The following is a 19,647-nucleotide window of genomic DNA, read 5'->3' on the forward strand; positions in this document are numbered from 1 at the left end:
TGCTTAGTCCAGACCCAGCACACCACGCAGTTGCGCCAGATCTTCAGCCAGCGTAGTAATTGGCCCTTTGAGCGCGTTACGATCCGTATCGGTCAGCTTGTCGTAAGTTTCATAGCCATCTTTGGTGCGGTACTTCGTCAGAATGGTGTCCACTTTCTTGAAGTTGGCATCCACTTTGGCCAGCAGCTCGGCGTTGTTTTTCTGCAACTGCGGACGCAGCAGGTCGACAATTTTCTGGGCGCCATCCACGTTTGCCTGGAAGTCCCACAGGTCAGTATGGCTGTAACGATCTTCTTCACCGCTGATTTTGGTCGCTGCCACTTCCTCAATCAGACCGGCTGCCCCACCCACCACTTTTGACGGCGGGAAGGCCAGTTCACTGATTCGCTTTTGCAGATCCTGCACGTCGGTGTAAAGCTGGTCAGCATAAGTATCCATGCCTTTTACTGAGTTATCGCCAAACAGCGCTTTCTCCAGACGGTGGAAACCGGTGAATTTAGGATCGGCCGCTTTCTGCTCATAATCATCTTCACGGGCATCAATGCTGCCATCAAGGTCGGAGAACAGTTCCGCAATCGGTTCGATGCGCTCGTAATGCTGGCGAGTGGACGCGTACAGGGATTTGGCTTTTTCGATATCGCCCGCTTTTACCGCATCGGTAAAGGCTTTGGTACCGGTGACCAGCGCAGCGGTTTCGGTGGTGACGTAAGTTTTATATTCAGTAATCGCACCGCCGAGGCTCAGCAGGGCTTCGCTCTTCGCCGCATCCGCCGTTGCCGCACCTTTTACTACCAGCTTGCCTTTCGGGTTGGTCAACAGACCACAGGTCATCTCATATTCGCCCGGCTGCAGGTTTGCCGTCAGCTTCTGGCTAAAGCCCGGCGCGATGTTTTCACGTTCTTCCACCACCATCACCCCTTTAAGGATCTCCCACTCCAGTGCTTTCTGGCTGTGGTTCAGGATGATGAACTGCGTTTTACCCGAGTTGACCGTCAGGTTCATGGGTTCACACTGTTTGTCCGTCACGGTAACTTTTACCTGCGGAATATCGGCCGCTTCGGCACCAAACGCGCAAGCGATTAACGCTGCGACACCAACCTGTAACGCACTACGACGAAAATGAATTGCCATGTCCCTTCCCTTAATAAGTATGTTGTAACTACATTAAACCCGGTCCAGATATTTAGCGCGATGCACTGGACGGTTGCACGCCCGCACGCGGTGGCATTACAAACAGCACCAGTGCAGGGATGAGATAGAGTAACCAGACGAATACTTCGCTGACGGTTGGCGTCTCCTGGTAACCGAAGATGCCTTCAAGCAGCGTGCCGGTTAAGGAGTGCGTCGTCAGAATATTACTCAGATCAAAAGCGACATCCTGGAAGTGGTTCCATAGCCCGGCCTCATGGAAAGCACGGATGGCCCCCGCCGCCAGACCTGCCGCCACCAGCAAAATGAACAGGCTGGTCCATTTGAAGAACGCGCCCAGGTTAAGCCGAATACCGCCCCAGTAAAGCAGGAAACCCAGCACCACTGCCGTGGCAAGGCCCAGCATGGCCCCAATTGGCGGCCAGATGCCCACATCCTGTTGAAAAGCCGCCAGCAGGAAGAACACCGATTCCAGACCCTCGCGTGCAACCGCAAAGAAGACCATCAAAATCAGCGCCCAGCCGTGGTTGTTACTGCGCGCCAGCGCGCTATCCACCGCCTGCTCCAGTTGCACTTTGACGTTACGTGACACCTTGCGCATCCAGAACACCATCCAGGTGAGGATCACCACCGCAATCACGGCAACAACACCTTCAAACAGTTCCTGCTCTTTTTGCGGAAACTCACCGGTGGTTTCGTTAATGATGATACCGAGCGTCAGACAAAGAGCAGCCGCCAGAAGCACGCCAATCCACATCACGCCTATCCAGCGTCCACGCTGGGTTCGTTTCAGATAACTGGCAATCAGGCTAACGATCAGCGCCGCTTCGAGGCCTTCACGTAGCATAATGAGAAATGGCACAAACATGAGAACGCCCCTGCGTCATATAAGGTCAATTGCTGAAAAGAAAAGTAAATTTCTTTGATAGTGATTATCATTACGAACTGCCGAAACTCAAGCGAAAAATGAACAGAATGATAACCGGATGTAAATGGCTAGCAGACTAACGATCGCCATCTCAGGCCTTATGCAGAAGTGGTTGAAATATGGAAAATTTTAAGCTTACAAAACTTTAACTTTCTGTTTACTGCTTTTCGGCACTATGGCTAAATAAGCGCCCATTTACCTGCAAATGTCCTCGATATGATTAACTTTTTACATTTTCTGCTGGCGCTGGTGGTGATCCTTGCGCTGGCCTGGCTGGTGAGTTTCGACCGCCGCACGCTCCGTTTCCGCTTTATTCTGCAACTGGTGGTGATTGAACTGGCGCTAGCCTGGTTCTTCCTGCATGCAGAAAGCGGCCTGACCCTCATCAAATATGTCTCTGGATTCTTCGAAGTTCTGCTGAAATATGCGGCTGAAGGCACCAACTTTGTATTTGGTGGAATGGGTGAAAAAGGGCTGGCCTTTATTTTCCTCGGCGTGCTCTGCCCGATTGTTTTTATTTCTGCACTGATCGGCATTTTACAGCACTGGCGTATTCTGCCGGTGTTCATCCGCGTGATTGGTACCCTGCTGTCAAAACTGAACGGCATGGGCAAACTGGAGTCTTTCAACGCTGTCAGCTCGCTGATCCTCGGCCAGTCGGAAAACTTTATTGCCTATAAAGGTATCCTGGGTGACCTCTCTTCCCGCCGTCTGTTCACCATGGCAGCCACGGCTATGTCCACGGTGTCGCTCTCTATCGTCGGCGCGTATATGACTATGCTGGATGCAAAGTATGTGGTCGCGGCCCTTGTGCTGAATATGTTCAGTACCTTTATTATCCTGACCATTATTAACCCGACGCGAGCCGACGCCGAAGCGGAGGTGAAGCTCGAGAAACTGCACGAGTCGCAGAGTTTCTTTGAGATGCTGGGCGAGTACATTCTGGCAGGCTTCAAAGTCGCGATGATTATTCTGGCAATGTTGATTGGCTTTATCGCGCTGATTAGCGCCGTCAACGCCCTCTTCTCTTCCCTGTTCGGCATCAGCTTCCAACAGATTCTGGGCTATGTTTTCTACCCGCTGGCCTGGCTTATCGGTATTCCGCTGAGTGACGCACTCAACGCGGGCAGCATCATGGCGACCAAGCTGGTCGCTAATGAATTTGTCGCGATGATCGAGTTGCAGAAAATTGCCGCACAGATGACACCGCGCGGCCTGGGGATTCTGTCGGTCTTCCTGGTCTCATTCGCCAACTTCGCCTCTATCGGCATTGTAGCGGGAGCTATTAAGGGACTGAATGAGAAGCAAGGAAATGTGGTTTCACGCTTTGGCCTGCGCCTCGTGTATGGCGCAACGCTGGTGAGTCTGCTCTCTGCCGCCTTCGCAGGCGTGGTCCTCTAAGATTGACGGCGGGCTAATCACCCGCCGTTTTTTATCAGAACTGCACGCAGACCGGCTGGTCAACGCGCATCACCGATTCCTGAGCGAAACGAGTTTTGTAGATACTGCGCAGTGTCTCAATATTGGTTTCACTGGTCGCGTCTTTGGCGTGGATCAGCATCAGCGCTTTGCTTGCTTCGCGAGCCACTTTGCCGTCATTCCCCAACCATTGCCCACGGGCATCAAATACCGTCAGACCATCGCGGAAACGCGGCGTCACATCACCATCAACGAATTGCTGCCACTCGGCTCCGGTTATCTCTTTGCCTGCCGGGCGATTCAAACCGAAATAGAGCGTGGTTTGCTGCATCTGGTTGTCCGCTTTACAGGTTTGCTCCGCAGTCGTGGATTTGTGCGCGGGTGCAACGCAACCCGTCAGTACTGTCGCCAGTATCAGTGCAGTGACCCCTGTCTTTAACTTCATTACGCTATCCTCATTGTTATTAGAACAGTGATAAGAGCGTAACGGCGCTGTTTTTTCAAGGGAAACCTAAAGACAGAGAACAGGACTGAAGGAATGTTCTTTCAGTGAAAATTGAACAGCCCTTGCGGCGCAATTATTCGTAGGCCATCACAAATTCGACGGCAGAATTTGCCGGTCCGGCGCTGACCTTGCCTGTTCGCACATAGCGAGCCTGCATGGGGATAACGTAACTGCCGCCAGTGGTCGTTTCGTAGCCCGAAAAAGCCGTTTTACTGTTGAAAGGCACCGGTGTCACCCCATCATCATAAAACATCTGTACGCCGATACCCCCGGCCTTCTGACTGCCTTTGAGCGTCAAATACTCGCTGCCAGCAGCCCCCTCCAGCGTGACACCTGAAGCCGGCTTGAAGGTGTAACTCACCGTCGCCAGGCCGGGATCGCATTCGTTTATCTGGAAATTGAAGGGCACGGGTGCACTGGTGGAACCTACGGAGGTGAAGCTATCAGCAGAATGTTTTCCAAGATTGACGCTGATATCCGGCGTTTTGCAGGAACCTGCTTTAAATTTAACCGTTCCATTTATCGAGAAATAGCCAGAAGTAGAACCAGCCCTATCACTGTCATTTACGTAGCCCTGGACGTAATAGCCACTCATCGATATATCCCCGGTCCCGACAGGGCCAATGGCATAAAATTCCAGAGTAAAATTTGATGAGGTTGCGTAAAGATCACAGTTGGTACAACCATAACCGTTATACCAGCTATACCATTTGTTTGCCGTCATACCAACAACAGCACCACCGGTAGATGACGTTAGTTTCATACCGACGCCATTAACACTTGTTTTATAGATTCCGGGATAGTCAGAAAGCGCCATGCCTCGAGAATATTGCTGATAGAAATAAAAATTCCTACCAGAACAGCCTACTCTGGAGAGATAGGATGAGTTTGGCCCTGTCCCCTGTAGAGCAATAGAGCCAATTAGCTCCCCGGGCGTTTTATTTTGCGCGACAGTAAAAGCCGTTACCGGAAAAGAAGCCGTTAAGTATCCATATTTTCCTACACTACAACCCGCCAGCGCGGTGCGACTCACGATTGCCAATGATAATATGACGATTACCTTTAATACCATTCTCCATAAATTCATATTCATTCCCTGAGATAATATAAAATTAGCCTTGATAAGAGGCTTCATGAGCGTGAAAACCGCCATCGTCATCAATGACTGAAAAGAAAACCTTTCCCGATGTTAAATTTGTCTTTCCCGGTAGCGTAAATATTGCACGTCCTCTTGCCGGACACATACCACGCTGTTGTATCTCTCCGGGCCGAGTAAGCGGCCTCAACTGAATATTATTCAGAGACACCGTAAAGGCGGTGGGGTTGGTGCATTCAAGCTGGGCCTCTTTCGTACCGGGTAGCATGCGCCAGGTCAGAAGAGAGGCCGCCTTCTCTGGTTTACCTGGCAGGCCATTGGGCCGGTAAAAAAGCTTCATCCTGGAGCGGACGGGAAAATGCATATAATTCGGCTTTTCCTCTCCTTTAGCGTGCGGAGTGGGGCTGACTTCCAGCACGTTTATCCAGTACACCGACTCCCTATCGGGGGGGACATCACCGCCGATAAAATGAATGCGTAACGTCTGACCTTTACCGGCGTCAAGGCGAAAAACAGGCGGCATAATGATAAAAGGAATGTCTTTCGTTTGCCCGTCATCATGCTCAATCCAGGACTGAATTAAGCGCGGGTCGCGAGCGTCATTGGTCAGCCCCAGGGTGGCTTCTTTTTTTCCGGCATGGTAAATCACGCGGGTACCGTTAAAAAACAGTCCCGCCCACGATGGCGGTATCGCAGTAAGCAATATAAACAGGTACAGCACACTGGCGACCATTCTGGTCATAGATTTCCCTCCCTGGAAAAGAACGCACAACTAAATCCATAGCGCCACACTTATAAAGGACGTAGTGGTCGCCGGGAGGATATTATTTCCTGAGAGTTTACAAAAATTGCATCCTGCGTTCGACCTGGCCTCAAGAAAAATGCCCGTCTGAAAACAGGCCAAATGAACGAACAAGGCCACGCTCTGCGCAATCGGATATATGAATAGCGCCGCGTCTGGTAACAATTTTAGTGATAATTAAGAATAAAGCGCAGAGTCATTGAGCAGAGCAGGATGGGGATCAATGATGTTCGTCACCTGTGTCTACAATCGAAATGACGACAGATGACTTCTTTGCACAGCCCCCTTCTTAAAGAAAAAGGGGGCTGAAAACTCACTTACTCAGCCTGCAAACGGCTCGGCGGTGCAGAGTGATAATGCGCATCCGCTTCGGCAAAACGTTTTTCCATCTCAGCAGACGGTGCTTTACCCAACAGGCTAAACACCACAATACCGATGCTGCCGAAGACGAAGCCAGGGATGATTTCGTACAGGCCCAGCCAGGCGAACTGTTTCCAGACGATGACCGTCACCGCGCCAATTACCATACCGGCCAGTGCGCCGTTACGGGTCATTTTCGACCAGGTCACTGAGAACAGCACCACCGGACCAAATGCTGCACCAAAACCTGCCCAGGCATAGCTTACAAGACCCAGCACGCGGTTTTCCGGGTTCGCCGCCAGTGCAATAGCGACCAGCGCCACCAGCAATACCATTACACGCCCTACCCAGACCAGTTCAGTCTGACCTGCGGTTTTACGGAAGAACGCTTTGTAGAAATCTTCCGTCAGTGCGCTGGAGCAGACCAGCAACTGGCAGCTCAGCGTGGACATCACCGCCGCCAGAATGGCCGACAGCAGGATCCCGGCAATCCACGGGTTAAACAGAATCTGCGCCAGCTCAATGAACACGCGCTCAGCGTTCTGATTGACGGCCCCTGCCTGCTCAGGATGGTTATTAAAGTAAGCAATACCGAAGAAGCCGACCGCTACCGCACCGGCCAGGCAGAGGATCATCCAGGTCATGCTGATGCGACGAGCATGCACAATGCTGTGGTGGGAATCTGCCGCCATAAAGCGCGCCAGAATGTGCGGCTGGCCGAAGTAACCCAGTCCCCAACCCATCAGCGAAATAATGGCAACAAAGTTCAGTCCTTTGAGCATATCGACGTTTTCTATGCTCTTCTGCTTGATCACTTCCATAGAGTCGGCAAAACCACCCACGGACATAATCACAATCACCGGGGTAAGAATCAAAGCGAAAATCATCAGGCTGGCCTGCACAGTGTCAGTCCAGCTCACCGCAAGGAAGCCACCAATGAAGGTGTAGATAATGGTCGCCGCCGCACCAGCCCACAATGCATGCTCGTACGTCATGCCAAAGGTGCTTTCAAACAGACGTGCGCCTGCCACAATGCCGGAAGCACAATAGATGGTGAAGAACACAAGAATAATGACCGCAGAGATAATGCGCAGCAGACGGCTTTTATCTTCAAAGCGTCCGGTAAAGTAGTCTGGCAGCGTCAGCGCGTTATTGTTGTGCTCGGTGTGAACACGTAAACGCCCCGCCACCAGCTTCCAGTTGACCCACGCACCCAGTGTCAGGCCAATGGCAATCCAGCTTTCGGAAATCCCGGAAATAAAAATCGCACCAGGTAGGCCCATTAATAACCAGCCGCTCATGTCGGATGCACCTGCAGAAAGCGCAGTCACCAATGGACCCAGGCTACGACCACCTAAAATATAATCGTCGAAGTTTTTCGTCGAACGCCAGGCAAAGAATCCGATAAGGATCATGCCAAAGATATAAATAAGAAATGTCACCAGCAGCGGTGTGCTAATTGCCATCAAAAAGTTCTCCAGGATTATTCTTCGGCAAACGCCATATTTGCCGCTTTTTTCCACCACCGGAACGAGGTGATGATGTGTTTGTTGTATAAGGCGCCCGTATCCTGCCGGAAGCCTCGCTTATTCACAATTGATTTAACACTGCATTTACATCAATTTCATCCCGTAAAGCCTGGGACTTTTTAAGAGGTTGCACTTAATCACACTTTCACTGGTTGCACCTTATAAAAGTGTTATCTGCCGCAAATATTAGATTCTAAAAACGTTAGAACAACGCCTAAATTAAGTAACATACAATTAACTTATTATTCGATTTAACTTTGGCAAAAAGGCGACATTTAACAAGGTTGCACAAAGTTGCAACATGATAGATAGTCTGCTCACCACGAATTCAAAGGAGAAAGGCATGGGCGCTACGACCATGGGGGTTAAGCTTGATGACGCAACGCGGGAACGCCTGAAAGCGGCAGCAGCAAAAATTGATCGCACACCGCACTGGCTGATTAAACAGGCCATCTTTAGTTATCTGGAAAAACTGGAAAACAATGAGATGATCCCGGAGTTGCCCGCCACCCATATCAGTGGCGCGGGTGAGTTTGATGACACCGACGCTACCGTCGACGAAAATCCTCAGCCCTTCCTCGATTTTGCGGAGAATATTCTGCCGCAGTCGGTGACCCGTGCCGCCATTACCGCCGCCTGGCGTCGCCCCGAAACTGACGCCGTGCCCATGCTGCTTGAGCAGGCTCGCCTTCCACAGCCCATTGCGGAGAAGTCGCAGCAACTGGCGTACCAGCTTGCCGAAAAACTCCGCAACCAGAAAACCGCTTCAGGCCGCGCCGGGATGGTCCAGAGCCTGTTGCAGGAGTTCTCCCTCTCCTCGCAGGAGGGTGTTGCCCTGATGTGCCTTGCGGAAGCGCTGCTGCGTATTCCGGACAAAGCCACCCGAGATGCCCTGATCCGCGACAAGATCAGTAATGGCAATTGGCAGTCACACATTGGCCGCAGCTCATCGCTGTTTGTGAATGCCGCTACCTGGGGTCTGTTGTTTACCGGCAAACTGGTGTCGACCCACAATGAAACCAGCCTCTCCCGCTCTCTGAACCGTATTATCGGTAAAAGTGGAGAGCCATTGATCCGTAAAGGGGTCGACATGGCGATGCGCCTGATGGGCGAGCAGTTCGTCACCGGCGAGACTATCTCCGAAGCGCTCGCCAATGCGCGTAAACTCGAAGAGACCGGTTTCCGTTACTCCTACGATATGTTGGGTGAAGCGGCACTGACCGCCGCCGATGCCCATGCCTATATGCTTTCGTACCAGCAGGCGATTCACGCGATTGGGAAAGCCTCTAACGGACGCGGGATCTATGAAGGTCCGGGCATTTCCATCAAGCTATCGGCGTTGCACCCGCGCTACAACCGCGCCCAGTACGACCGCATGATGGACGAACTCTATCCACGCCTGAAAGCCCTGACCCTGCTGGCACGCCAGTACGACATCGGTATTAATATTGACGCCGAAGAGGCCGACCGACTGGAGATCTCCCTCGACCTGCTGGAAAAACTTTGCTTCGAACCGGAGCTGGCAGGCTGGAACGGTATTGGTTTCGTCATTCAGGCCTATCAGAAACGCTGTCCGTTCGTGATTGATTACCTGGTCGATCTTGCCAGCCGCAGCCGTCGTCGCCTGATGATCCGCCTGGTGAAAGGGGCTTACTGGGACAGCGAAATCAAACGCGCCCAAATGGAAGGGCTGGAAGGCTATCCGGTCTATACCCGCAAGGTGTATACCGATGTCTCTTATATTGCCTGCGCCAAAAAGTTGCTGGCAGTGCCGAATCTTATCTACCCGCAGTTTGCCACCCATAACGCCCACACCCTGGCGGCCATTTACCAGTTGGCTGGTCAGAACTACTATCCGGGACAGTATGAGTTCCAGTGCCTGCACGGCATGGGCGAACCGCTGTACGAGCAGGTGGTCGGCAAAATCACCGACGGCAAGCTCAACCGACCGTGCCGTATTTATGCCCCGGTCGGTACTCACGAAACGCTGCTGGCTTATCTGGTGCGCCGCCTGCTGGAAAACGGGGCGAACACCTCGTTTGTCAACCGCATTGCTGACGCCACCCTGCCGCTGGATGAACTGGTGGCGGATCCGGTCAGCGCCGTCGAGAAAATGGCCCATCAGGAGGGCGGCGTTGGCTTACCGCATCCGAAGATCCCGCTGCCTCGTGAGCTTTACGGGCAGGACCGGATCAATTCGGCGGGGCTGGATATGGCGAACGAACATCGCCTGGCCTCCCTCTCCTCTTCACTACTCAACAGTGCGCTACATAAATGGCAGGCCAAACCGCTGCTCGAAGCACCGGTGGCCGACGGCGAGATGCAACCGGTAATTAACCCGGCAGAGCCGAAAGACATCGTCGGTTACGTCCGCGAAGCCACGGAAGAAGAAGTGACGCTCGCACTGGACAACGCCCTCAATCAGGCACCTATCTGGTTCGCCACGCCACCGCAGGAGCGCGCCGCGATCCTTGATCGCGCAGCGGTACTGATGGAAGACCAGATGCAACAGCTGATCGGCCTGCTGGTCCGCGAAGCGGGTAAAACCTTCAGTAATGCGATTGCCGAAGTCCGTGAGGCGGTCGACTTCCTGCGCTACTACGCAGGCCAGGTCCGCCACGATTTCGACAACATCACCCACCGCCCGCTGGGCCCGGTAGTTTGTATCAGCCCGTGGAACTTCCCGCTGGCAATCTTTACCGGACAGATTGCGGCGGCCCTGGCGGCGGGTAACACCGTGCTGGCAAAACCGGCGGAGCAGACACCGCTGATTGCCGCCCAGGGCATCGCCATTCTGCTGGAAGCCGGTGTTCCGGCGGGTGTCCTGCAGTTGCTGCCAGGACGTGGCGAAACCGTGGGCGCACAACTCACTGCTGACGAACGCGTGCGCGGCGTGATGTTTACTGGCTCCACCGAAGTCGCCACCTTGCTGCAACGCACGGTGGCGACACGTCTGGACGCTCAGGGCCGCCCGACGCCGCTGATTGCAGAAACCGGTGGAATGAATGCCATGATTGTCGATTCCTCCGCTCTGACCGAGCAGGTTGTTATTGACGTGCTGGCCTCAGCCTTTGATAGCGCCGGGCAACGCTGTTCAGCGCTGCGCGTACTCTGCCTGCAGGACGAGATTGCTGAGCACACGCTGAAAATGCTGCGTGGTGCGATGGCAGAATGCCGGATGGGGAACCCTGGCCGCCTGACCACCGACATCGGACCGGTGATTGACGCAGAAGCCAAAGAGAATATCGAGAAACACATCGCTGCCCTGCGCGCCAAAGGCCGCACCGTCTTCCAGGCCGTGCAGGAAAACGGCGTCGATGCCCGCGAATGGCGCACCGGTACTTTTGTCCCGCCGACACTGATTGAGCTTGAGAGCTTCGACGAACTCAAAAAAGAGGTCTTTGGCCCGGTACTGCACGTGGTGCGCTACAGCCGCAATAACCTGGATGCACTGGTCGGCCAGATTAACGCCTCCGGTTACGGGCTCACGCTGGGTGTACACACTCGCATCGACGAGACCATCGGCCAGGTCACCGGCAGCGCTCACGTGGGCAACCTCTACGTGAACCGCAATATGGTTGGTGCGGTGGTGGGCGTGCAGCCGTTTGGCGGTGAGGGTTTGTCCGGCACAGGGCCAAAAGCAGGCGGACCGCTCTATCTCTATCGTCTGCTGGCCAGCCGCCCGGAGGATGCGATACTGCGCACCCTGACACGTCAGGACGGCACTGCTGCAGCCGATAGCCAGATTAAAATCGCCCTCCTCCAGCCGTTAGATATCCTGACGCAATGGGCCGCCAGTAAACCGGAACTGCAGGCGCAGTGTCGCACCTTCGCCGAACTGGCGCAGGCGGGCACGCAGCGTATCCTGCCGGGCCCGACCGGCGAACGTAACACGCTGACGCTGCTGCCTCGAGAACGTGTGTTGTGTGTGGCGGATAATGCGCCGGACACCCTGGTGCAACTGGCTGCCGCACTGGCATCTGGCTGTAAAGTGTTGTGGCCGGAAGATGGCGTTCACCGCGATTTACACAAGCAACTCCCGGATGAACTTGCTGCATTCATCACGATGGCGCAGCCTGACGTGTTGATGTCACAAGCGTTTGACGCGGTCATTTACCACGGCGATTCCGATCAGTTGCGTGAACTGTGTGCCAGAGTGGCCGCCCGAGACGGCGCGATAGTTTCGGTGCAGGGCTTTGCCCGTGGTGAGAGCAATATTCTGCTGGAGCGTCTGTGGATTGAGCGCTCGCTGAGCGTCAACACGGCGGCGGCTGGCGGTAATGCCAGTTTAATGACCATCGGTTAAACTTACGTCGATTCCCCGGTAGCACACGGTTACCGGGGCGATGTGTAGACCAGGGAGAGAGAATGAAACGTATCCTGATTGCCGCCGCCACTCTGCTGGCAAGCGCGGGTGCGCTGGCGGATGAGTGCGATAACGCCACGACGCAGTCCGCACTGAACATGTGTACCGCTCAACAGGCGCAAGCCGCCGATAAAAAACTTAACCAGACCTGGCAGGACGCACTCAAAAGGGCCACGCCCGGGCAACGTGAATTGATGAAAAAAGCGCAGTTAACCTGGATTAACCTGCGTGATGCCGACTGTGCGTTTATCGCTTCCGGAACTGAAGGGGGCAGTGTCCAGCCCATGATCCATAATCAGTGCATTGCTGACAAAACTATTGAGCGTGAAGCCTGGCTCGCGTCGCTGCTACAGTGCGAAGAAGGTGATTTGAGCTGCCCGTTACCGCCGGCGAACTAACGTGGGCGAATGCCCTCAATGATCATGCGCTGTACGTTATCTACAGTGCTGTTAAAAAAGGCCTCATCCTGCAAAGTCTTGCCCGTCACAGCCTCCACCTGGGAGGCAAAATCGGCGTAGTGCTGGGTCGAGGCCCAAATCATAAAAATCAGATGATGCGGATCGACTGGGGCCAGTTTCCCGCTGGCAATCCATCCCGCGATAATCGCTGACTTTTCCTCCACCAGCCTTTTTAACGCACCACTGAGCTCTGCATTGAGCACCGGTGCGCCCTGCAGCATCTCCAGACAAAAGAGACGTGAAGCCTGAGGGTTATCGCGGGAGACTTCGAGTTTCAGGCGAATGTATTCACGAATAGCCACCAGCGGGGCGAGATCCTCCCGGAAGGCTTTCAACGGGGCCAGCCAGACATCGAGAATTTCCTGCAAGACGGCAAGATAGAGTGCTTCTTTCGACGGGTAGTAATAGAGCAGATTGGTTTTCGACACCCCTGCACGCTCAGCCACTTTCTCGATGCGTGTACCGTGAATACCATACAGAGAGAAGGTCTCCAGCGCAGCCGCAAGGATGATCCCGCGTTTTTCATTGACCGCCTGTATGCGTTTGCCCGTTTTCTTCGCCGTACCCTGCGCCATGGTCTTTCTCCTTGCTGATTTGCGCTCAGCATAGCAAATGCCTGAAGTCGACTCGACCCCTGCACAGCGATAGCGCAAAGATGCCTGTTTTTTGTGCACCAAATTTGACCATTTAGTCCACTTTTTCAATCGCTTCTTTAATAACTTTTATTTAACACACTGACAACATTGCACTTTTCAAACCTGGCATCTGCTTTGCAAAAGCTATTTCGTGAGGCGTAGAGAACCCGGCAACAAGCCGTGCCACGCCCCCCTTCACCTGACAACGCGAGGTACGAGATGAAAATTGGTGTTTTCGTTCCGATTGGTAATAACGGCTGGCTCATTTCCACCCATGCGCCACAGTACAAACCGACCTTCGAGCTAAACAAGGCTATCGTGCAAAAGGCGGAGCACTACCACTTCGACTTTGCTCTGTCGATGATCAAGCTGCGTGGCTTCGGTGGCAAAACCGAATTCTGGGATCACAACCTGGAGTCCTTCACCCTGATGGCGGGACTAGCCGCCGTGACCTCCCGCATTCAGATCTATGCCACGGCCGCCACGCTGACCTTGCCCCCGGCGATTGTTGCACGCATGGCCTCGACCATCGACTCCATCTCTGGTGGCCGTTTTGGGGTCAATCTGGTGACCGGCTGGCAAAAACCAGAATATGAGCAAATGGGCATGTGGCCCGGTGATGAGTATTTTTCCCGTCGCTATGATTACCTGACGGAATACGTACAGGTGCTGCGCGATTTATGGGGTACCGGCAAAAGCGATTTCAAAGGTGAGTTTTTCACCATGAATGACTGCCGTGTCAGCCCACAACCCTCCACACCGATGAAAGTGATCTGTGCCGGGCAGAGCGATGCAGGCATGGCCTTTTCCGCCCAGTATGCAGATTATAATTTCTGTTTTGGTAAGGGTGTGAATACCCCAACGGCGTTTGCACCGACTGCCCAGCGCATGTGTGAAGCGGCACAAAAAACCGGGCGTGACGTGGGCTCCTACGTACTGTTTATGGTCATCGCCGACGAAACCGATGAAGCCGCACGCGCCAAATGGGAGCACTATAAAGCTGGGGCCGACGATGAGGCACTGGCGTGGCTGACCGAGCAGAGCCAGAAAGATACCCGCTCCGGCAGCGACACCAACGTTCGCCAGATGGCGGATCCGACGTCAGCAGTCAACATCAACATGGGCACCCTGGTGGGCTCGTATACCACCGTAGCGCGTCTGCTGGATGAGGTGGCTACCGTGCCAGGTACCGATGGCGTACTGCTCACCTTTGATGATTTCCTGCAGGGTGTCGAAGATTTTGGCGAGCGCATTCAGCCCCTGATGCGGTGCCGAAATCATATTGCCGCCCCCACACGGGAGGTCGCGTGATGATAACGTTACAGGCTCGTCCGGAAGCCATTCCTTTCACTCCCGATCAGAGCGCACTGATTGTGGTGGACATGCAAAATGCTTACGCCACGCAGGGAGGTTACCTTGACCTTGCCGGTTTTGATGTTTCCGCTACCAAACCGGTGATTGCGAAGATCAAAACCGCCGTGACCGCCGCACGTGCTGCCGGCATACAGATTATCTGGTTCCAGAATGGCTGGGATGACCAGTATGTGGAAGCGGGTGGGACAGGCTCTCCCAACTGGCACAAATCCAACGCGCTGAAAACCATGCGCAAGCGCCCGGAATTGCAGGGAACCTTGCTGGCAAAAGGCACCTGGGATTATCAACTGGTGGATGAACTGGTGCCACAGGAGGGCGACATCGTACTGCCCAAACCGCGCTACAGTGGCTTTTTCAACACGCCACTGGACAGTATTTTGCGCAGCCGTGGCATCCGCCATCTGGTCTTTACCGGAATAGCCACCAACGTCTGCGTGGAGTCCACACTGCGCGATGGCTTCTTCCTTGAGTACTTCGGCATTGTGCTGGAAGACGCCACTCATCAGGCAGGTCCGGCGTTCGCGCAGCAGGCCGCGCTGTTTAATATCGAAACTTTCTTTGGCTGGGTCAGCGATGTCGACACGTTCTGCACCGCCCTCTCCCCGCAAAACCTTGTGAAAATCGCTTAGGAGCACGCTCATGCCAAAACAGGTCATTATTCCACCAGGCACCACCACGCCGATCGCCCCTTTTGTACCCGGCACGCTGGCAGATGGCGTGGTTTATGTTTCCGGCACCCTGCCGTTTGATAAAGACAACAATGTGGTGTATCCCGGCGACCCAAAGGCGCAAACGCGCCACGTGCTCGAGACAATTCGCCGCGTTATCGAGACGGCGGGCGGTACGATGGAGGATGTGACATTCAACAGCATCTTTATCACCGACTGGAAAAACTACGCCGCGATTAACGAAATCTATGCGGAGTTTTTCCCTGGCGACAAGCCTGCACGGTTCTGTATCCAGTGCGGACTGGTGAAACCAGAAGCGCTGGTGGAGATTGCCACCGTCGCTCATATCGGTCAGTGAGGTCGCTATGAGACTAGCTCTCTCACCGCCACCGTTTCCCGGCGCCCCCGTGGTCGTGATGATCTCCGGACTGGGCGGCACCGGTAGCTACTGGCTGGCACAAACGGCCGCGTTGTCGGCGCAGTTTCAGGTGGTCTGTTATGACCAGTGCGGAACGGGAAACAATCCGGCATCTCTGCCGGATAATTACCAGATAAGCGACATGGCCAGTGAGCTTCTCAGTGCATTGCAGCAGGCAGGAATCGATCGCTTTTGCGTGGTTGGCCATGCGCTGGGCGCACTGGTGGGGATGCAACTTGCGCTGGACTATCCGCAGGCGGTCAGAGCGCTGGTGCTGGTCAACGGCTGGCTATCGCTGGATGTTCATACCCGCCGCTGTTTCCATATTCGCGAACGTTTGCTGCTGGCGGGGGGAGCGCAGGCCTGGGTAGAAGCGCAGCCGCTGTTTCTCTATCCCGCAGACTGGCTTTCAGCTCATGCCCCGCGTATGGAAGCTGAGGAAGCCCTGGCCCTCGCCCATTTTCAAGGGGAACATAATCTCCATCGCCGTTTAGAGGCGCTGAAAAATGCCGATTTCAGTACGACAGCGAGCCAGATCAGCAGCCCGACGCTGCTTGTCTGCTCGCAGGATGACATGCTGGTGCCCTGGACCTGCTCACAAGGGCTGAAGAATGCCCTTCCGCATAGTCAGCTGGTTGTCATGGCCCACGGCGGTCACGCCTGCAACGTCACCGAAAGCGATGAATTTAACGGCCTGCTGCTCGACAGCCTGGCGACCCTGCTGCCTGCGACGGCACAGATGCAAAAGGAGTATTTATGAGTGAAGCCGTTAACCAAAGCGCGCTGAATAGCCTGTTTACCACCGCACGGACCCACAACGGCTGGCTGGCAAGATCGGTCAGCGATGACACGCTGCGTGAGATGTATGATTTGCTGAAGATGGGGCCGACGTCAGCTAACTGTAGTCCGGCACGCTTTGTGTTTATCCGTACCCCTGAAGGGAAAGAGAAACTGCGTCCGGCACTCTCGGGCGGAAATCTGGAAAAAACCCTGAGCGCCCCGGTCACCGCCATCGTCGCCTGGGATAATGCGTTCTACGATAAGCTCCCCGAACTGTTCCCGCACGGTGATGCCCGCAGTTGGTTTACCTCAAGCCCGGAGATGGCGCACGAGACGGCGTTTCGTAACAGCGCCATGCAGGCCGCGTATCTGCTGTTTGCCTGCCGCGCGCTGGGCCTCGACACCGGGCCAATGTCCGGATTCGATCGCAGCATTGTTGACGCCACCTTTTTTGCCGACAGCGGGTATCGCAGCACCTTGCTGGTGAATATTGGCTACGGTGATGAACGCAAACTCTTTGGACGTTTACCGCGTCTGGCGTTTGATGACGCCTGCCAGTTGCTTTAAGGGGGATGGATGGGAGTCAGCCAACAACATTTTCGCGATGCCATGTCCAGCGTGGGGGCAGCGGTCAATATTATCACCACCGATGGCCCTGCGGGTCGGGCAGGTTTTACCGCCAGCGCGGTGTGCAGCGTCACCGATTCGCCCCCGACGCTGCTGGTGTGTCTCAACCGCGCCGCATCGGTCTGGCCCGTGTTCAGTCAAAACCAGTCGCTGTGTGTCAACACGCTGGCGGCAGGTCAGGAGGGATTATCGACTCTGTTTGGTGGCAAAACCCCGATGGCAGAACGCTTCGGGGCGGCGCAGTGGCAAACCGGTGAAACCGGCTGCCCACGACTGGCAGGTGCGCTGGCCTCATTCGACTGCCGCATCAGCCAGGTGGTAAGCGTGGGCACACACGATATTCTGTTTTGCACGATTGAGGATATCGCCCATCATGCCGATCCGGGCGGTTTAATGTGGTTTAACCGACACTACCATACCCTGAGCCGCCCACACTCTCAGGGCTAAATCAGGACTCTTCCGGCGCTGCGTTCAGCGCCGCTTTCTTGCGTTTTTTCAGCTTTAGCTCACTCACCAGCACACCGGCGATAATAAACGCCCCACCGAGGATAGCCAGTGCAGGCAGACGTTCTCCTGCAAGTCGGCCAAAAATTCCTGCCCAGACCGGTTCACCCGTATAGATGACCGTGGCGCGAGTTGGCGACACACTGCGCTGCGCCCAGTTCATGGTGACCTGAATAATCGCACTGAAAATACCCAGCCCCGCCGCCACCATCAACAACGAAGGCGACAGTTCCGGTACTGACTCACCCGCAGGAACCATACAGGTAAAGGCCACCACAGAAGCGGTCAACAGCTGCACGACCGTCACCCGGCGCACATCCACTTTGCCTGCCCATGCGCTGATCAAAATAATCTCTGCGGCAATCGCCAGCGCACCCGCCAACGTAATCAGCTCACCCGCCCCTAACGCCAGCATGTTGCCCTCGGGCCCGGCCAGCAAAATCAAGCCAATAAAGGCCAGCACTATACCGACGCAGGACATCAGCCCAGGCAAACGCCCAAGACACAGCCACTGTAATAACGGGACCAGCGGAACATACATCGCGGTGATAAAAGCCGATTTGCTGCTGGAAATTGACTGCAGTCCCCAGGTTTGCAGGCTGTAGCCAAGTGCAATAGAGATGCCAATCGCAATCCCCGCTTTGACCTCAAGCCAGGTCATTCCTCGCAGCACATTGATGGACAAAAGCCCAACGGCCAAAGCCGCTGTCGCAAAACGCAGACCGACGAAAAAGAAAGGACCACTCAGCGTGACGGCATACTGGACAGCAAGAAAAGTGCCCCCCCAGAACATTGTGATGAGGATAAGGAGAGATTCCTGAGGGGAGATAGCGAACTTGAAACGAGAGGCGCGCATGCTACAAACCGGTTAACGTAAACCGCTAGTTTGCGATGTTGGGCACATTTGTTCAACTGCTGAGTCCATAAAAAAACCGCCGGTTTAACCCGGCGGCTGGCTGACGGCGCGAAAGAAGCTGACACCGTCACCACGGTGCGGCAACGCTAACTGTTGCGGCTGCTACCGTGGCTGCTTTTGCCCCCTTTCTTACCCGCTTCCGAGGCGCGCTGAGGGTCATTTTTGAAGTTACCCCCGCTGTGCTGGCCACCTTTACGACCTGCTTCTGATGCTCTTTCACGGTCTTCAGCGAAATTACCTGAACCACCACGATGGTTTGCCATTTCGAACCTCCGGTTGGGTGAAACATTAGTCATCATACTGCATTCAGTAAAAGAGGATTCTTTCACCGCGTGCCGCCATGGCCGGGCCATTTTGCGTCACGTGAATCTAAGCATAGTGAACACGGGCTAATCAGCCAGTAAACCGTAATATTCTGCAACAGGATATCAGGTGAAAAGGTGATTTTTAAAAATGAAAACTGATAAGCCACTCTTATGCATTAAGAAAACCACTGGCGTTAATGTGTGTCAATTTGCAACCACAGCGAAGACTTCATTAACGCTTTGATCATTAAAAGTCTGACTTGGTCAGTTTTGTTTCTCCCACAAAATGATTACCTCCATGTTACATAACGATTTCTTCTTCCCTCTATATCACAAAGACAATAAAAAGACTTGATCCAATCTAAAGCAAGAGTAATATTAAAACAAAAGACTTAAAAAAGATTAAATAAAGACACGCAAATGACATATTTACAGGCCGCTCCAGCGCCCCTTTTTCCGCAGAGTTTTTAATGAACACCTTAAAAGAGATAACCACCTTTCGCGCCATAAAGGATCTCATTCGCTATGACGCACAAACCGGCCGTGTGTTCTGGCTAGTGGACCGATCACGCACTGCAAAAGCGGGAAGTGAAATCGGTACAAAGAATAAAACCCATCGCGCGTTTAAATATCACGGACAGATCTACCAGACTCACCGCTTTATTTACTGGCTGGAAACGGGTGCCATGCCTGAGGTGGTTGCTCACCGGGACACCACTCTGAATGAACGCGGCGAAGTGGATAATCGATTTTCAAATCTGCAACGGATGGACTCAACCGACGTTGCGGCATAAATATTTGGAGGGGT

At 54.1% G+C, this 19,647-nt stretch carries 19 protein-coding genes; 10 read left to right on the forward strand and 9 right to left on the reverse strand.

All coding sequences use genetic code 11. From position 1 onward, the window contains the following. Window positions 1–3 precede the first annotated feature (3 nt). Both efeO and efeU read right to left on the reverse strand, forming a co-directional pair. The gene (gene efeO, locus AC5JPW_RS05805; RefSeq protein WP_494238822.1) at window positions 4–1,131 is read right to left on the reverse strand and encodes an iron uptake system protein EfeO; all 1,128 of its coding nucleotides are present in this window, start codon (window positions 1,129–1,131) and stop codon (window positions 4–6) included. Window positions 1,132–1,183: 52 nt separating this feature from the next. After that, window positions 1,184–2,017, reverse strand: coding sequence for an iron uptake transporter permease EfeU (gene efeU, locus AC5JPW_RS05810; RefSeq protein ID WP_494238823.1), 834 nt, complete (start codon window positions 2,015–2,017; stop codon window positions 1,184–1,186). Window positions 2,018–2,293: 276 nt separating this feature from the next. On the opposite strand from efeU, the gene AC5JPW_RS05815 reads away from it, so the two are divergent. Further along, complete coding sequence (locus tag AC5JPW_RS05815) at window positions 2,294–3,478, forward strand: NupC/NupG family nucleoside CNT transporter (RefSeq protein ID WP_494238824.1); 1,185 nt, start codon at window positions 2,294–2,296, stop codon at window positions 3,476–3,478. A 34-nt stretch (window positions 3,479–3,512) separates the two neighbouring features. Here the strand turns inward: AC5JPW_RS05815 and AC5JPW_RS05820 are convergent, their stop codons facing one another. From AC5JPW_RS05820 to putP, 4 genes are all read right to left on the reverse strand, one after another. Beyond that, window positions 3,513–3,941 carry a DUF3574 domain-containing protein gene (locus AC5JPW_RS05820; RefSeq protein WP_494238826.1) on the reverse strand — a complete coding sequence of 143 codons (429 nt, stop codon included), beginning with the start codon at window positions 3,939–3,941 and terminating at the stop codon, window positions 3,513–3,515. A gap of 133 nt (window positions 3,942–4,074) precedes the next feature. Beyond that, window positions 4,075–5,088: a fimbrial protein gene (locus AC5JPW_RS05825; protein WP_494238828.1), complete on the reverse strand. Its 1,014-nt coding sequence runs from the start codon at window positions 5,086–5,088 to the stop codon at window positions 4,075–4,077. Between the two features lie 25 nt (window positions 5,089–5,113). After that, window positions 5,114–5,830, reverse strand: a complete 717-nt coding sequence (locus AC5JPW_RS05830; protein WP_494238829.1) for a fimbrial biogenesis chaperone — start codon at window positions 5,828–5,830, stop codon at window positions 5,114–5,116. A gap of 386 nt (window positions 5,831–6,216) precedes the next feature. After that, complete coding sequence (putP, locus tag AC5JPW_RS05835; protein WP_494238830.1) at window positions 6,217–7,725, reverse strand: sodium/proline symporter PutP; 1,509 nt, start codon at window positions 7,723–7,725, stop codon at window positions 6,217–6,219. Between the two features lie 406 nt (window positions 7,726–8,131). Between putP and putA the strand changes: the two genes are divergently transcribed. Then, window positions 8,132–12,094, forward strand: coding sequence for a trifunctional transcriptional regulator/proline dehydrogenase/L-glutamate gamma-semialdehyde dehydrogenase (gene putA / locus AC5JPW_RS05840; RefSeq protein WP_494238832.1), 3,963 nt, complete (start codon window positions 8,132–8,134; stop codon window positions 12,092–12,094). A gap of 62 nt (window positions 12,095–12,156) precedes the next feature. Continuing rightward, the gene (locus tag AC5JPW_RS05845; protein WP_494238834.1) at window positions 12,157–12,552 is read left to right on the forward strand and encodes a lysozyme inhibitor LprI family protein; all 396 of its coding nucleotides are present in this window, start codon (window positions 12,157–12,159) and stop codon (window positions 12,550–12,552) included. Here AC5JPW_RS05845 and rutR read toward each other — a convergent pair. Beyond that, entirely contained in the window at window positions 12,549–13,187 is a 639-nt protein-coding gene (rutR, locus tag AC5JPW_RS05850; RefSeq protein WP_494238836.1) for an HTH-type transcriptional regulator RutR, read from the reverse strand. The two genes, AC5JPW_RS05845 and rutR, sit on opposite strands and share 4 nt — an antisense overlap. Before the next feature lie 279 nt (window positions 13,188–13,466). On the opposite strand from rutR, the gene rutA reads away from it, so the two are divergent. From rutA to rutF, 6 genes are read left to right on the forward strand one after another with little or no spacing between them, the layout of a single operon-like run. Continuing rightward, window positions 13,467–14,558 (forward strand): pyrimidine utilization protein A, encoded by a 1,092-nt coding sequence (gene rutA / locus AC5JPW_RS05855; RefSeq protein ID WP_494238837.1) that lies wholly within the window; start codon window positions 13,467–13,469, stop codon window positions 14,556–14,558. Further along, a complete protein-coding gene (gene rutB, locus AC5JPW_RS05860) occupies window positions 14,558–15,250 on the forward strand; it encodes a pyrimidine utilization protein B (RefSeq protein ID WP_494241144.1) in 693 nt (230 codons plus the stop codon). Before rutA ends, rutB begins: the two co-directional genes overlap by 1 nt. Before the next feature lie 10 nt (window positions 15,251–15,260). Continuing rightward, window positions 15,261–15,647, forward strand: a complete 387-nt coding sequence (gene rutC, locus AC5JPW_RS05865) for a pyrimidine utilization protein C (protein ID WP_494238839.1) — start codon at window positions 15,261–15,263, stop codon at window positions 15,645–15,647. Window positions 15,648–15,654: 7 nt separating this feature from the next. After that, a complete protein-coding gene (rutD, locus tag AC5JPW_RS05870; protein WP_494238840.1) occupies window positions 15,655–16,467 on the forward strand; it encodes a pyrimidine utilization protein D in 813 nt (270 codons plus the stop codon). Further along, complete coding sequence (locus AC5JPW_RS05875; protein ID WP_494238841.1) at window positions 16,464–17,054, forward strand: malonic semialdehyde reductase; 591 nt, start codon at window positions 16,464–16,466, stop codon at window positions 17,052–17,054. The genes rutD and AC5JPW_RS05875 overlap by 4 nt, the downstream gene beginning before the upstream one ends. A 9-nt stretch (window positions 17,055–17,063) precedes the next feature. Continuing rightward, entirely contained in the window at window positions 17,064–17,561 is a 498-nt protein-coding gene (gene rutF, locus AC5JPW_RS05880; RefSeq protein WP_494238843.1) for an NADH-dependent FMN reductase RutF, read from the forward strand. A gap of 1 nt (window position 17,562) precedes the next feature. Here rutF and AC5JPW_RS05885 read toward each other — a convergent pair whose 3' ends face one another. Together AC5JPW_RS05885 and AC5JPW_RS05890 are read right to left on the reverse strand one after the other, a co-directional pair. Next, window positions 17,563–18,474, reverse strand: a complete 912-nt coding sequence (locus AC5JPW_RS05885) for a DMT family transporter (RefSeq protein ID WP_494238844.1) — start codon at window positions 18,472–18,474, stop codon at window positions 17,563–17,565. 146 nt (window positions 18,475–18,620) lie between these two features. Then, the gene (locus AC5JPW_RS05890; protein ID WP_494238845.1) at window positions 18,621–18,797 is read right to left on the reverse strand and encodes a con-10 family general stress protein; all 177 of its coding nucleotides are present in this window, start codon (window positions 18,795–18,797) and stop codon (window positions 18,621–18,623) included. Between the two features lie 512 nt (window positions 18,798–19,309). On the opposite strand from AC5JPW_RS05890, the gene AC5JPW_RS05895 reads away from it, so the two are divergent. Then, window positions 19,310–19,633, forward strand: coding sequence for a hypothetical protein (locus AC5JPW_RS05895; RefSeq protein ID WP_494238846.1), 324 nt, complete (start codon window positions 19,310–19,312; stop codon window positions 19,631–19,633). The last annotated feature ends 14 nt before the right edge of the window (window positions 19,634–19,647 follow it).

Source organism: Phytobacter sp. (assembly GCF_059074235.1).